12 protein-coding genes and 2 pseudogenes are annotated in these 12,177 nt (G+C 64.9%); 9 read left to right on the top strand and 5 right to left on the bottom strand.

Translation table 11 applies throughout. The features are described 5' to 3' along the window. Both VEI45_RS14300 and VEI45_RS14295 read right to left on the bottom strand, forming a co-directional pair. Window positions 1–911 (bottom strand): annotated as a pseudogene (locus VEI45_RS14300) (glutamate synthase subunit alpha); the annotation flags it as partial. Between the two features lie 639 nt (window positions 912–1,550). Beyond that, window positions 1,551–1,700: pseudogene (locus VEI45_RS14295) on the bottom strand (transcription factor WhiB); the annotation flags it as partial. Between the two features lie 77 nt (window positions 1,701–1,777). Here VEI45_RS14295 and VEI45_RS14290 point away from each other — a divergent pair. From VEI45_RS14290 to VEI45_RS14280, 3 genes are read left to right on the top strand one after another with little or no spacing between them, the layout of a single operon-like run. Further along, the gene (locus VEI45_RS14290; RefSeq protein ID WP_324854253.1) at window positions 1,778–2,560 is read left to right on the top strand and encodes a hypothetical protein; all 783 of its coding nucleotides are present in this window, start codon (window positions 1,778–1,780) and stop codon (window positions 2,558–2,560) included. Then, complete coding sequence (locus VEI45_RS14285) at window positions 2,557–2,940, top strand: nuclear transport factor 2 family protein (RefSeq protein ID WP_324854251.1); 384 nt, start codon at window positions 2,557–2,559, stop codon at window positions 2,938–2,940. Before VEI45_RS14290 ends, VEI45_RS14285 begins: the two co-directional genes overlap by 4 nt. Beyond that, on the top strand, window positions 2,937–4,037 hold the full coding sequence (locus VEI45_RS14280; protein ID WP_324854249.1) for a MinD/ParA family protein: 1,101 nt from the start codon (window positions 2,937–2,939) through the stop codon (window positions 4,035–4,037). Before VEI45_RS14285 ends, VEI45_RS14280 begins: the two co-directional genes overlap by 4 nt. Here the strand turns inward: VEI45_RS14280 and sigI are convergent. Next, window positions 4,034–4,918, bottom strand: coding sequence for an RNA polymerase sigma factor SigI (gene sigI, locus VEI45_RS14275; protein ID WP_324854247.1), 885 nt, complete (start codon window positions 4,916–4,918; stop codon window positions 4,034–4,036). The two genes, VEI45_RS14280 and sigI, sit on opposite strands and share 4 nt — an antisense overlap. Window positions 4,919–5,023: 105 nt before the next feature. Between sigI and VEI45_RS14270 the strand changes: the two genes are divergently transcribed. Together VEI45_RS14270 and VEI45_RS14265 are read left to right on the top strand one after the other, a co-directional pair. Next, window positions 5,024–5,860 carry an NAD(P)H-binding protein gene (locus tag VEI45_RS14270; protein ID WP_324854245.1) on the top strand — a complete coding sequence of 279 codons (837 nt, stop codon included), beginning with the start codon at window positions 5,024–5,026 and terminating at the stop codon, window positions 5,858–5,860. A gap of 15 nt (window positions 5,861–5,875) precedes the next feature. Beyond that, a complete protein-coding gene (locus VEI45_RS14265) occupies window positions 5,876–6,322 on the top strand; it encodes a nitroreductase family deazaflavin-dependent oxidoreductase (protein ID WP_324854243.1) in 447 nt (148 codons plus the stop codon). Between the two features lie 3 nt (window positions 6,323–6,325). On the opposite strand, the gene VEI45_RS14260 is transcribed toward VEI45_RS14265, so the two are convergent. Further along, on the bottom strand, window positions 6,326–6,454 hold the full coding sequence (locus VEI45_RS14260; protein WP_324854241.1) for a hypothetical protein: 129 nt from the start codon (window positions 6,452–6,454) through the stop codon (window positions 6,326–6,328). A gap of 533 nt (window positions 6,455–6,987) precedes the next feature. On the opposite strand from VEI45_RS14260, the gene VEI45_RS14255 reads away from it, so the two are divergent. The 4 genes from VEI45_RS14255 (at window position 6,988) to VEI45_RS14240 (ending at window position 11,073) form a co-directional block, all read left to right on the top strand. Next, complete coding sequence (locus tag VEI45_RS14255; protein WP_324854239.1) at window positions 6,988–7,575, top strand: hypothetical protein; 588 nt, start codon at window positions 6,988–6,990, stop codon at window positions 7,573–7,575. Next, window positions 7,572–9,017 (top strand): hypothetical protein, encoded by a 1,446-nt coding sequence (locus VEI45_RS14250; protein ID WP_324854237.1) that lies wholly within the window; start codon window positions 7,572–7,574, stop codon window positions 9,015–9,017. The genes VEI45_RS14255 and VEI45_RS14250 overlap by 4 nt, the downstream gene beginning before the upstream one ends. Window positions 9,018–9,312: 295 nt before the next feature. Next, entirely contained in the window at window positions 9,313–9,504 is a 192-nt protein-coding gene (locus VEI45_RS14245; protein WP_324854235.1) for a hypothetical protein, read from the top strand. A 165-nt stretch (window positions 9,505–9,669) separates the two neighbouring features. Beyond that, complete coding sequence (locus tag VEI45_RS14240) at window positions 9,670–11,073, top strand: hypothetical protein (RefSeq protein ID WP_324854234.1); 1,404 nt, start codon at window positions 9,670–9,672, stop codon at window positions 11,071–11,073. 336 nt (window positions 11,074–11,409) lie between these two features. On the opposite strand, the gene VEI45_RS14235 is transcribed toward VEI45_RS14240, so the two are convergent. Continuing rightward, a partial coding sequence (locus VEI45_RS14235) for a DUF5631 domain-containing protein (protein ID WP_324854231.1) occupies window positions 11,410–12,177 on the bottom strand: 768 nt, incomplete at its 5' end.

The raw sequence follows: 12,177 nt of genomic DNA, 5'->3' as shown, positions 1-12,177 counted from the left end.
AGCAGTTCGAGCGCCTCATCGAAGCGTGCGGTGTCTGAGGCACCAGGGGTGCAGATCGGGAAAAGCTTGTCGACGTCGTCGTAAGAGCCGAAGACATCGGTCCTCATCAACGCCTCCCGGGCCCGCATCCAGTTCTCGTTACCGGTGACGGTGTTGATCTCACCGTTGTGGGCGATGCGGCGGAACGGGTGGGCCAGCGGCCACGACGGGAAGGTGTTGGTGGAGAAGCGGGAATGCACGATACCCAGCGCGCTCGTCAGCCGCTGGTCTTGCAGATCGAGGTAGAACGCCTTCAGCTGTGGAGTGGTCAGCATGCCCTTATAGACCAGAGTCTGTCCGGAAAGGCTTGGAAAATAGACGGTTTCGCGGCCCGGGCCGTCCTGTCCTGGACCTTTGTTGCCGAGTTCGTGCTCGGCGCGCTTGCGGATGACGTAGGCGCGCCGCTCCAATTCCATGCCGCCGGCGCCGGCGATGAACAGCTGGCGGAAGGTGGGCATCGCGTCGCGCGACAGCGCGCCCAGCGACGACTCGTCGGTCGGCACGTCGCGCCAGCCGAGCACCTGCAGGCCTTCGGCTTCGACGATCTTCTCCACCGCAGCACACGCGGCCGCCGCCTCTTTCGATGATTGCGGCAGGAACGCGATGCCGGTGGCGTAGCTGCCGGCTTCGGGCAGCTCGAAGTCGACAACCGAACGCAAGAAGTGATCGGGAACCTGGATCAGGATGCCGGCGCCGTCACCACTATGCGGCTCGGCGCCTTGTGCGCCGCGGTGCTCGAGGTTGAGCAAGGCGGTGATCGCCTTGTCCACGATGTCGCGGCTGCGGCGGCCGTGCATGTCGACGACCATGGCCACCCCGCATGAGTCGTGCTCGAATGCGGGGTTGTAGAGCCCGACGCGGTTGGGCGCCATTCCCACCTGACCCTTCACCAGAACTTTCTTGCCGCCCAATCCATGAATCTCATCCGTTGGCGCCACGCCGGGAGGCTTGCGGGCTAGGCCCCATCGGTCTTGTCGATATGCTGTTCGCCTGGTGGTGGTGATCCGGTTCGGGGATGTATCCGTGCAACGCTGAACGGTGGCCCTGTACCCGGTTTCGACAAGTCGTAAAACGATATGACAAAACCCGCCTGACATGCCAACTTGGTCAATACTAACCCGTCGGTGGGGGATGCTGCGTTGTTGCGGCGGCACCGCTAGGCCGCTTTGCCGGGTCAGCCTGTGCCGCTGGGTATTTGCGCCCGCCGGAAGGTGTTTGCGAGGCATGCAGGCGCAGCCCGATAATGGCCGGATTCGCGGCGGATATTTGCTGTGATCGCAGTCAAATGGCGCGCAAATCACCGGCTGGCTCACCCGGAGTCGCCGACGCCCGGTGACGCACCTCACCATAAGGCGTGGCAGGACGGCTTTTCCGGCGGATTCGGGCTGGCAGTCGCACGTCGTCCGGCCAGGCCGGGCCGGTAGCAGGGAACTTCGTGGAAGAAGTTGCCCGAATTTTTTCTGTCTGATCCGGGACCACTGGCGCGATCAGCGCCTACTAACCCGCCGTCGTCATGACGACCGCCGGGCCGGTTGGCGGACCGGTAAGCCGCCCCGCTCGGCCAGTGCCCGCAGCCGACGAAGCGCGTGAGCGCGTGCACGCCCGGCTTCGGGGATGACGACGCCCGCCCACATCCCCTCGGCGCGTGCCATCTCGCAGGCCCCGCCGCAGCCACCTGTCGGTATCGTTTTGCGTTAATCGAGTCTCTTTTGGTCTCCTTTTGCCTTAGCCTTTGTATGTGACCATTGCGCTGAAGTCACTGCTACAGCAACGGCATCTGCACGGGTATTCGGAGTTCGTCGCCGAATACGAACGGCGCGCAAAGGAATTGGACCTGCCTCGGCACGCGTCGGCGCCGACGAAGGCGCAATATTATCGCTGGGTCGGTGGCCACATTCAGAACCTTCCGCGGGGCTACCACTGCATGGTGTTGGAGCGGATGTTCCCGGGCTGGACGGCGCGAGAACTGTTCGGCCACAGCGAACATCAGCCCCGGGTGGCCACGGAAGACGGTTTGTTTTCGTCGATTGAGCCGGCGGTCGAACCCGCCCAGTTGGCGGGTCTGTGGGTCACTGGTTTCGTGTTCGACGGCACGAAACACCATGTGGACCTATCAACCATCACTGTCACGAATAGTGCTGTGGAGTCACGGAATTACCCGCCCGAACCGCGGGCCGAAGCTCATGCCTCCGGCTTCCGCAACGACATCGAGGCGGGGTTGTTCGGCAGGCATTTGATCGGGCGTTGGCGCAATGTCAACGACAGCTACTTCTATGGTTCGCTGCACTTCGCGGTGCTTCCCGGTGAAATGATGCTGGACGGTTACTACACCGGGTTCCTCAGTGACAGCCAAGTCGTCGCCGAACGGTGGCGGTGGGTCCGAGTCGAACCGCAGTCGGCAGCAGGTGTCGACGTGAACACTGTGGTCTTGGGTGAGCCACGGCGCATCTACGATGCCATTGTCGGGCGTAGCCGCTTCGATGGACCGATTCCGCTCGCGCAGTTAACGGAGAACCCATGAGCTTGGGCAAAGACGACGTGCGCAAGCTCATCGATATCTACATCCGCGCGTGGACCACGCAGGACCCCGATCTGATCCTCACCATCTTCACCCCGTCGGCGACTTACCACGAACGAGTGCTGGAAGAGCCCATCCGCGGCCACGCCGGCATTCGGGACTACTGGCAGACCAAGGTCGGCAAAGAACAGGCCAACATCCAGGCCGAGCTGCTCAGCCTCTACCTCGACGGCGCTACTGCGATCGCGGAGTGGGAAGCGTGCTTCGACGACCTCGTCAAAGGCCACCGCAAGCGGATGCGCGAAGTCGCCATCCTCGAACTCGACGGCGATCGGATCGCCGGCTTGCGGGAGTACTGGGCATCCGAGCGCCCCAGCTCATGAGCGAGCGTGACGACTTCCTGCGGGACCGGCTCCGTCCCGCGCCGCCCGGCGGTCCGACAGGGCGACCGCCGTACCCGCAGGCCGACGGTCCTCGATCGGCGCCGCCACCGCGGCCCGCCCCGCCGCGACCCGCTGCCGGATCCCACCGATCCTCATGGGGCGGCCTCGACGTATCGCCGCCGGCACCGCGCCAACCGCGGCGCCCCCCCAAAAACGGCTGGCGTCGAGTTGTTTACCAGGGCACTTTCGGCCTGATCAACCCCCGACCGTCAGCCGCGGAAAAGCAAGAAGCTGACTATGAGGCCACCATCGGGTCAGCGCTGCACGGTAACTACAAGGTGGGTGTCCTCGGCAAAGGAGGTGTCGGGAAAACCACCGTCGCCGCGAGCGTTGGGTCGGTATTCGCCGAGTTGCGCCGGCAGGACCGGGTGGTGGCGGTCGACGCCGACACTTCCTTCGGCCGGCTTGGCAGCAGAATCGACCCGCAGACCAGCGGCTCGTATTGGGAACTTGCCGCCGACCGGAACCTTCAGTCGTTCGCCGATGTGACCTCGCGCGTCGGCAGCAATTCGGCGGGCCTCTACGTGTTGGCCGGGGAACCGACGGCCGGTCCCCGCCGCGTGCTCGATCCCGCGCTTTATCGCGAAGCCACGTCGCGGCTCGACCGTCACTTCACGATCTCGATCATCGACTGCGGTTCCACCCTGGACGCGCCGGTCACCCAGGAGGCGCTGAGCGACCTGGACGCGTTGGTAGTGGTGTCGTCACCGTGGGCAGACGGGGCCTCCGCCGCCGCGCAGACGATGGAATGGTTGGCGGCACACGGCCGTACCGGCCTGCTGCAACGCACTATGGTGGTGCTCAACGACTCTGACGGGCATTCCGACAAGCGCACTCGTTCCGTGCTGGCGCATCAGTTTCTGGATCGCGGACAGACAGTGGTGGAGGTGCCGTTCGACCCCCACCTGCGGCCCGGCGGCGTCATCGACGTGAAGGGCGAGATGGCTCGCACGACGCGGCGTAAATTCCTGCAGATCGCCGCCGCGGTCGCGGGGTTCTTCGTGTCGCGGCCAGACGAGACGCGCGAATACCGCTAAGGCCGGCCCTCGGTGATTCGCGCCGACGGGTCTGCGGTGGCTTCGATCTTGGTGACCAGGTGTCCGCGGATGGTCAGCACGATGACGGCGAAAAGCCGTCGCTCGGCGAAGCCCAGCAGCACCGGCTGACCGGCGGGACCGCTGACCACGGTCACACCCGGCCCTAGGTAGCGCAGCAGGTTGACGGCGACATCGTGCGGGCCATGGTTGATCTGCGGTGGCGGGGCGGGATCGGCAAGCACCGTCCCGACACCCCACACCGTCGGATCCAGCACCGCGGCCAACGCCTGCAGATCACCATTCGCGCAGGCGGTGATGAATTTCTCGGTCACCAGCTGGTGCTCTGCGACCGGCACATCGGTCGGCTTCGGTTGCGCCATGGCGAATTTCGCCCGAGCGCGCCGCGCCAGCTGCCGACAGGTGCCCACCGGGCGGCCCACCGTCTCGGCGATCGCATCGAAAGGAACCCCGAACACGTCATGCAACACAAACGACACCCGCTCGCCGGGACTGAGCCTGCGCAGCACCTCCAGCAGCGCCGTACGCACCTCGTCGTCGAGGGTCACCCGGTCAGCCGGGTCCAGCCGACGAGATTGATTGAGAGCGGCCATCTCTGGGCCGATGTCGCGGGGCCGCTCGTGGCGGGCGCGCGCCGAACGCACCTGGTCGAGGCAGAGCCGGCCCGCTACCACCGTTAGCCAGGCGCGGATATCTTCGATCTCATCGAGGTCGGCGCGCGAAAGCCGCAGAAACGCCTCCTGCGCAACGTCTTCGGCATCCCCGACGTCTCCCAGCATCTGGTATGCCAGATTGACCAGGTAGGGGCGATGCCGGCGCCAGGCCTCGGTGACCTGGTCCTTCGCTGACTGCGGTTGGCTCATTTATTCACGACGATCTGGTCGGTGAAAAAGTTACCCATTCCGCCGGTAACTTTCCCACCTTCGGGCCCGTCGTAGATGAAAAGCACGCATACAAAGGAGACCACCATGACGATCGTCGTGACCGGAGCTACCGGCAATGTCGGACGGCCGCTCGTTTCGGAACTTACCGCCGCGGGTGCACGGGTGCGGGCGGTCACCCGCACACCGGAGACCGCCGGATTTCCCGACGCCGTCGAGGCGATGAGCTCGCCGGTGGACGCACTGGCCGGGGCGTCGGCGGTGTTCCTCAATTCCCGCGCGTTGGGTGATGACCTTGCCGACGTCGTGGCGCTGGCGCGGCGCAGCGGGGTCAGGAAGCTCGTTGCGCTGTCGGCCATCAACGCCGACGACGACTTCTCGCGGCAACCGTCGCGGTTTCGCGGTGACCGCAACAAGGAGGTCGAACAGCTCGCCGTCGACTCCGGCCTGGCCTGGGTGAGTTTGCGACCAGCGGTGTTCGCGTCGAACTTCGTCGGCATGTGGTCAGCGCAGATTCTTGCCGGCGACGTCGTCGGTGGCCCTTACGCTGCGGCGTCGGCCGCGCCGATCGTCGAAACCGACATCGCGGCGGTGGCCGCGCAGGCATTGCTGACCGATGAGCTTATCGGACAACAGATCCCGTTGACCGGGCCGCAAGCGTTCACCAATTCCGAGCTGGTGGAGATCATCGGCACTGTCCTGGGTCGCCCACTGCGCTACCTGGAGGTGCCCGCAGATTTCGTGCGGCAACGCTTCATCGGTTTGGGTCTGGGCGCCGAATTCGCCGACGCCTATGCGGCAATGCTCGCCGAGACGGTCGACAAACCGGCCCTTGTTACCCGCGAAGTGGAGAAGATCACCGGTCATCCGGCGACCACCTTCGCCCAATGGGTTTCTGACCACCGCTATCTGTTCACGAAATAGCAAAGGAGACAAGACATGTCTAATCCGCGGCCCCCGCGTTACCTCAAGCCGATGAACAAGGTGATGATGGCCGTGCAGAAGCTCGGCATACCGACCGGGCCCGCCATGGTGTTGACGGTGCCCGGACGCAAGTCGGGTCAACCGCGCAGCACTCCGATGACACCGTTCGAATTCGACGGCGGCCTTTATGTGGTCGCCGGTTATCCCGGCGCGGACTGGGCCGCTAACGCCCGGGCCACGGGCACCGGCGTGCTCAGCCGGGGCCGCCGCTCCCGGCCGGTCAAGATCGTCGAACTGACCACCGAGCAAGCACGCCCGATACTTCGGGCTTTCCCGACGGAGGTCCCGGTCGGGGTAGCGTTCGCCAAGCGTTCCGGAATGGTCGTCGACGGCACCTCCGACGAATTCGAGGCGCTGGCGGGCCACATCGCGGTCTTCCGGTTCGACCCGGTCACGTTGTAATGATCAAAGCTGAATCGGAACATGCTTTTCCGCGCACGCGTCTGCCACGGCAGCGACGATGTCCTGGGTGCGCAGTGTCTCCAGATCTTCGACCGTCACCGAGCCTTTGTCGGTGCGGTGCTGGGCGGCCACCCGGGAATCGCGTAGCCGCTCGGCACGCTCGACGACGTGCGGGCGAAACGCCGTTTTGCATTACGTCGATCCCGTGGCTGCCGTCCGGCGCCAGGTAGGCGCGCAGTGTCTTGGTGCGGGTTGGGATGCTCCTGCCGTTCCTGCCGGTGGTGGCGGCTTTATTGGGGCTGGTGGTGGCCGGGCTGGCGTTAGTCAGGTTAATTTGATGGGTGAGCTTTCCGGCGCATGTGGACGGTGCGGATCGCCTGCTGACTCGTGCGCACGGGTTATTTCCCGTCGGCAGCGGTAATCGTAGGGAGCCATTTTCGGCTGGTCACGAGGTTGGTGGCTCGGTGCCGGAGACCCTAGCCGGTCTGTGTAGCTTGACGACCGGCGCTGGGTGCGCGGGCGGTGTGGGCACGTTTGCCAAATATCACTGCGTCGACGAATTACCGAATATCCCGTTATGGTGTGGCGCATAAAGAGCACAATCAGCGGGCTATGGTTGCGCAGGCAAATGCCGGTATCCGCCAAGGCTATTAAAGGAGGACACGATGCCCCTTCCTGAAGCCGGGTCTCCCCAGCTGCCTCCCTTGCGCGACTTCGTGGTGTCTTCAGGCTTTAGTGGCGCGCTGGTCTTTCTGGCGGCCATCATTGTGTTCGTCGCGGTGCTCTACGCATCCCGTCGTGCCAGTCTTCGCCTCAACAAACAGCTTGAGCAGCAAGATCTCCACTACCAGCAAGTCCGTACCGATCGGCAGCGCCGCCAAGCGGTCGACCGCTGCTGGAAAAGGTTGGTGTGGCTGGTCACGACCGCAGAGGCCGAATATGCGGCACTAGACCCAGAGAACGCCAGTCTTGGGCTTGGACCCGAGTTGGCGCTAGAGCTTCTCGAAGGGTTGCATCGCGACGCCAGAGAGCTGGGCGATGACACGCTGGCCCGGGCCGTGGCGGTTTATCTCGCCCAGTACGGGTTGGTGCTGGGTCAGCAGGGCGGGCCTTTACCGGAAAGTCTTCCCGAATCCAACGGCCGTCCGGAGCAGTCACCAGACAAAAAGCCGAGTGCACCACCGTTGGTCAAAACCGGTGAACGTGCACCCGCCACTGCCGAGACGCCCCCGGGCAAAGGGCTTTCGAAGTGACCACCCTGCGGGATCACATCGACGGCCTGGACACACAAACCTGGGCGGCCTTGACTAAGCGCGCGGCCGAGCGGGCGGTCGCTGCGGCACAGCAGCTCGGCAGGGAGCCTCCCGCAGAGTTAACGGCAGTGGCCGCCATGAGCGAGGCTCAGCTGGTCGAACACCGTCAGAAGAGCACTTGGAAAGCCGAACGTAGACGGCTCACGGGGCGGATGAAGGTCATTGAGGCAGAGCACCAGCGCGCGCTGGCTCAGCGGCGGGCAAACGAGGCAGAACAGGACAAAGATGATGCGCTCGCCGACGCCGCGGCCGCGCGTGTAGAAGCTCAGGCGGCGGCGGCGGTGGCCGAGGCAGCGCGTGAGCGAGAGGGCGCCGCACTCAATGAAATAGCGCGTAAAGGTGTTCAGCATACGACTGAGCTGCGTAAAGCCAAGGCGGCCTTGGAAGAATCCCAAGCGGCAGTGGAAAAGCTGCGCGGTGAGCTCGAAGAGGTCCGAACCGACGCCGCCGCCAAGATCGCGGCCGCTGTCGAGCAGGCGAGCGCCGCGCAGCAGCGAGCAAGGCAGCGGATGGCCGAGCGTGCCGCCGATCGGAGCGAGGCGCGAGCGGAGCTGGAGAGGTTGCGAAGTGAAAACGAGAAGGTCCGCGCTGACGCTGAGGCTGAGGTCGCCGCAGCGCACGAGCAGGTGAGGGCCGCCGAGGATCGCGCCAACCAGCGAATGGCTGAGCGCGCGGCCGACCGGGTGTCCGCCCGAGAAACGCTCGAACAGTTGCAGACCCACCTCGATCGGGCCCGCACCAACGCCGCCGCCCAGGTCGACACCGCGCGTGAACAGGCCGCGCTTGCGATCGCGACGGCGCAGGAGGGGATGGATGAGGTCATCGCGCGGGTGCGCGCTGAAACTCAGCAGCAGGTCGATGAGGCCGTGCAGGCACGTGCGCGTGCCGAGGCCGACGCTGACAGGATCCGCGCTCAGGCCCAGATCGCACAGGCGCTGGCCGCTCAAGGGTTGGCCATTCCCATCCCCGGCTCGGAAGTGCGCCCAGCGACGAGGCTTATCGAGAACGCGCTGACTGCACTGCATCAGATCAACTACATCCTTGAGGTGGGGATGACTGAGGAAGTCGAGGCCCAAATCCCATTGGATGTCGAGCTTGTGGCTACCCTGGCGCGGGCAGTGCGAAAGCAAGCCAAGGATTTAAAGCAGGAATTCGTCGAGCTACCCGCCCGGTTCAGCGTAGATTCGCAGGTTGCGGCCAGCACAAGCTACGTCGCGGCGGCCGCAGAAGCGTGCCAGGCGCTTCTTCGCCGGATCGGCTCGGCGGCCCAGCAGTTACGTCCCCGTGACGCCAGCCCGGACGCCGAGGTTATCGCCACGGTGACGACTATGTTGGCTGATCCCCACGTCCAAGAACTCGTACCGGAGCCAGCAGAGGACTGATCGCGGCTAGGCAGTGAGTGACGCCGTCTCCAGAGCTGAATGGGCTGGTGCTGGCCGTATTTTCTAGTGCTCGGTTGTGCACGGGCGGTTTAATTTTGGCGTGTGAGTGTTGGTTAGTTTGTGCCAGTGCGGATCGGCTGCTGACTTGTGGGCTTGCCTCATTTCCTGCAGGCGGCGGTCAGGGTCGGCGGCGTGGCGGCCAAGCAGGCCGCTCCGCACGCCGCGGAGCGTCGGGGTGCGGCGGTCGCCGAACTGGAGGCGGCGCTGGATCAGCCAGGAGCCGAGGCGGCGACATATGCGCGTGCCTGTGGATGCCGAAACCATCTTGGCCGCATCGGTGCTCAACCTGTGCGAGGCGGGTGGCGCTGTATCGGCTAAATCAGCCGCATGGCAGCCTGCAAGAGTGGATGGCGATCACCCCGGCGACGCCGTCGAGATGGCTCACGCGGTTTGGCAGCGTGGCGGCCAGATCCTGGGATGCCCATGAACGAATGCCGTCATAAATGCCGCGGTGGTGAAAGCCGTCAACCCAAGCCTGTTCCGGCAAGCAAATGCCGTTCGCGAGAATTATTGTACGACCATGGCATAGCGAGAATTCGGGTTCTTGGATCACACTGTAAGGCCGAAGCAGGCCCATTCAATAGGGACAGAAATGACAGACAACCCAGATTTCATGACGCGTTACCTGCGGCCGGATGACGACGACCGCCCGGAGCGCCCGGCCCCGCCGCCGGTCGATGACGAAGGGGTGACGGTCGTTGAGCCCGAAATGTCCCAGCCCGCGGCGCCGCAGCCGCCGCGAATGCCAGCCCCGGCTGGCGGTTATGAGTCTGGCGTGAAAAACACGGGGCAGGTGGGTGGGGGTGAGGGTGCCCACGCCAGGACGGGGCGGTCGCCGTCTGCGCCCGACACCGGTCCCGAGCGGCGGATCGGGGGCGGGCCCGCAACCGGGCAGCGGTCAACGCCGCCCGGGCGCCCAAGCGCCCCGGCGTTGCAGCAGCCGCCGCCCATACCGTTCACACCGCGTTTCGATCAGGGCATCCCGCCGCCATTGCCCGACGACTGGGCACCTCGGATGGATCCGGCAGAACGATGGGCACCTCGGGCGGATACGGCCGTTTCGGAGACTGGCCGGCACATTCAGGTCGGCGGCGTGGTTAAGCAGCGCCGCGAACCCCCCGAGATGGGTTGGCGCAAAGTTGTATACGCATCCACGGGGCACCTGGTCAACCTCGGGGCGGGACCGGCCGAGCGCCGTCTGCATGAGTGGAAGACGCGTATCTCGGCCAATATTCCGGGGAACTATCAGATCGCTGCCGTGTCGGTAAAAGGCGGCGTCGGAAAGACGCGTGTGACCGCCGGGGTGGGGTCGGTGTTCGCCGAGATACGCAAGCAGCCCGTGATCGCTATCGACGCCAACCCAACCTACGGTGGGCTGGGTCGGCTAATCGATCCTACAATCCAGACTTCAGTGCGCGATTTCTTGGCCGCCGACGATCTGGTCGACTACCCCAGGGCGCGCTTCTACACCGGCCAGAATAAGCAGGGCCTTGAGGTGTTGGCTGGGAACCAGAATGTGGCCAACCCGATGGCGCTGGAAGCACGGACCTTCACCGATACCGTGAGCCGAACGCGGCGGTTTTATCAGCTTGCGTTGATCGACTGCGGCGAAGACCTCGAACACCCGGTGATTCCTGCAGTGCTGTCGGCCTGTGACGCTTTGATGATAGTTGGATCGTGCAACGGCGAAGGCTGGCTGGCGGTCGAGACAACGATCGATTGGCTCGCGGCCCGTAACGGGCACGAGCTGCTGAAGCGTTCGGTGGTGGTGCTCAACAACTCCTACCGGTCGACGAGCAAGAATTTCATCACTGATGTCACTGAGGCGCTGCGAAAGCGAGTGCATTCGGTGAAGACAATCCCATGGGATGCCCACCTGCGGGATGCGGTCACATTGGATTTCCCAGCGCTGCATCGCCGCACTCAGTTGGCGCTAATCGACCTGGCCGCTGAACTTGCCGGCGGATTCCCGACAGCGGGAGCGTTGGCCGGGTAGCGATCGAGCGGCAGCACGGGTGCGCTAACCACCTCGATGTCACCGGCGGTGCCGGAGCGGGGATTGGTGGCGCTGATTGGCGGCGGGCCGCACTTCGTGGCGGTGGTGGTTCTCGATGGTGAGCCGCACACCCGGTCGGGTGGGTTGACCGTTAGGCAGCGGCGACGCTGCGCAGGCGGTCGAGCTGAAAGCCCGACCAGTGCTGGGAGCAACTACGGGCTGAGCACAATGAGACCTTGTGCGTGGCTTTCCAGGCGGTTCTATGACGCTGGCATGTTGGGTGAAGTCGTTGGCGGCTGTGGCGCGCGTGGTCGTAGTGGTTGCTTTGGCGGCCCGTCACGCGCCGGCTTTCCATCCGCTGGCCGGTGGCGCACTGAGCGTCTGGAACCACGCGAAGTGATAATTCGCGTCCATCAAGTTCCCGGTGGCAATATCCTCGGTGGCGGCTAGCAGCAGACAATTGAGCAGCAACCCGGCGTCGATGTCCGGGTACTGCGCGAAAAGCTGGTAGCGCGAAGTATCGAGGTATACCCGCAAGATGTCGATTTCGGCGTCGATGACGCCCGTCCCCGCGGCACCCGCCTTGGCCAACGTGTGAACCATCCGCGGCAGACCGTCACGCCAATGTGTGGCCTCACCCAGCAGCCAGCCCAAGTCGTCGACGGCCGGTAACTCACGCGGTTGCGACGAGGTGTCGGTGACGTCATAGTCGGTTGCCCAACCCAACGGATCGCCAGGGGCGTAGGCCGCCAGCACCGCTGTCTGTCCGAGCAACGCCGCCGCGTCGCCCACGCGCCGATCCGGCTCCAGCAGCCGGACGTCGGCCGGCAGCGTAATTCCCGGCGGTATCCAGCCGTGCGCGAGGTCCGTCACCAACAACGTGGTCCCGTCCGCACGGTTGCCGACGGCCCAGCGTAATCCGGGTTCCTGACGAGCCACGAACTTGAGCAGCCGTTCCAGCCGTTCGCGCTCCGACTCAGACTCGACCGGCGGTGCGGGCTGGTGCGCGGTCACACCGTCATCGACCACAGGAACCGGGGACTCCGCATGGCGAGCGGCGGGGGGCTGCCGCCGCGACTCATCGATCGAAACCTCCGCGCGGCG

The organism is Mycobacterium sp. (assembly GCF_035623875.1).
Taxonomy (GTDB): domain Bacteria; phylum Actinomycetota; class Actinomycetes; order Mycobacteriales; family Mycobacteriaceae; genus Mycobacterium.
This window is presented reverse-complemented; position numbering and strand designations above follow the sequence as displayed.

Bases quoted from the DNA above. Each gene is read 5' to 3' on its own strand.
- VEI45_RS14285 (WP_324854251.1), top strand. From the start codon at position 2,557: ATGAGCTTGGGCAAAGACGACGTGCGCAAGCTCATCGATATCTACATC.
- VEI45_RS14280 (WP_324854249.1), top strand. From the start codon at position 2,937: ATGAGCGAGCGTGACGACTTCCTGCGGGACCGGCTCCGTCCCGCGCCG.
- sigI (WP_324854247.1), bottom strand. From the start codon at position 4,918: ATGAGCCAACCGCAGTCAGCGAAGGACCAGGTCACCGAGGCCTGGCGC.
- VEI45_RS14270 (WP_324854245.1), top strand. From the start codon at position 5,024: ATGACGATCGTCGTGACCGGAGCTACCGGCAATGTCGGACGGCCGCTC.
- VEI45_RS14265 (WP_324854243.1), top strand. From the start codon at position 5,876: ATGTCTAATCCGCGGCCCCCGCGTTACCTCAAGCCGATGAACAAGGTG.
- VEI45_RS14255 (WP_324854239.1), top strand. From the start codon at position 6,988: ATGCCCCTTCCTGAAGCCGGGTCTCCCCAGCTGCCTCCCTTGCGCGAC.
- VEI45_RS14245 (WP_324854235.1), top strand. From the start codon at position 9,313: ATGCGCGTGCCTGTGGATGCCGAAACCATCTTGGCCGCATCGGTGCTC.
- VEI45_RS14240 (WP_324854234.1), top strand. From the start codon at position 9,670: ATGACAGACAACCCAGATTTCATGACGCGTTACCTGCGGCCGGATGAC.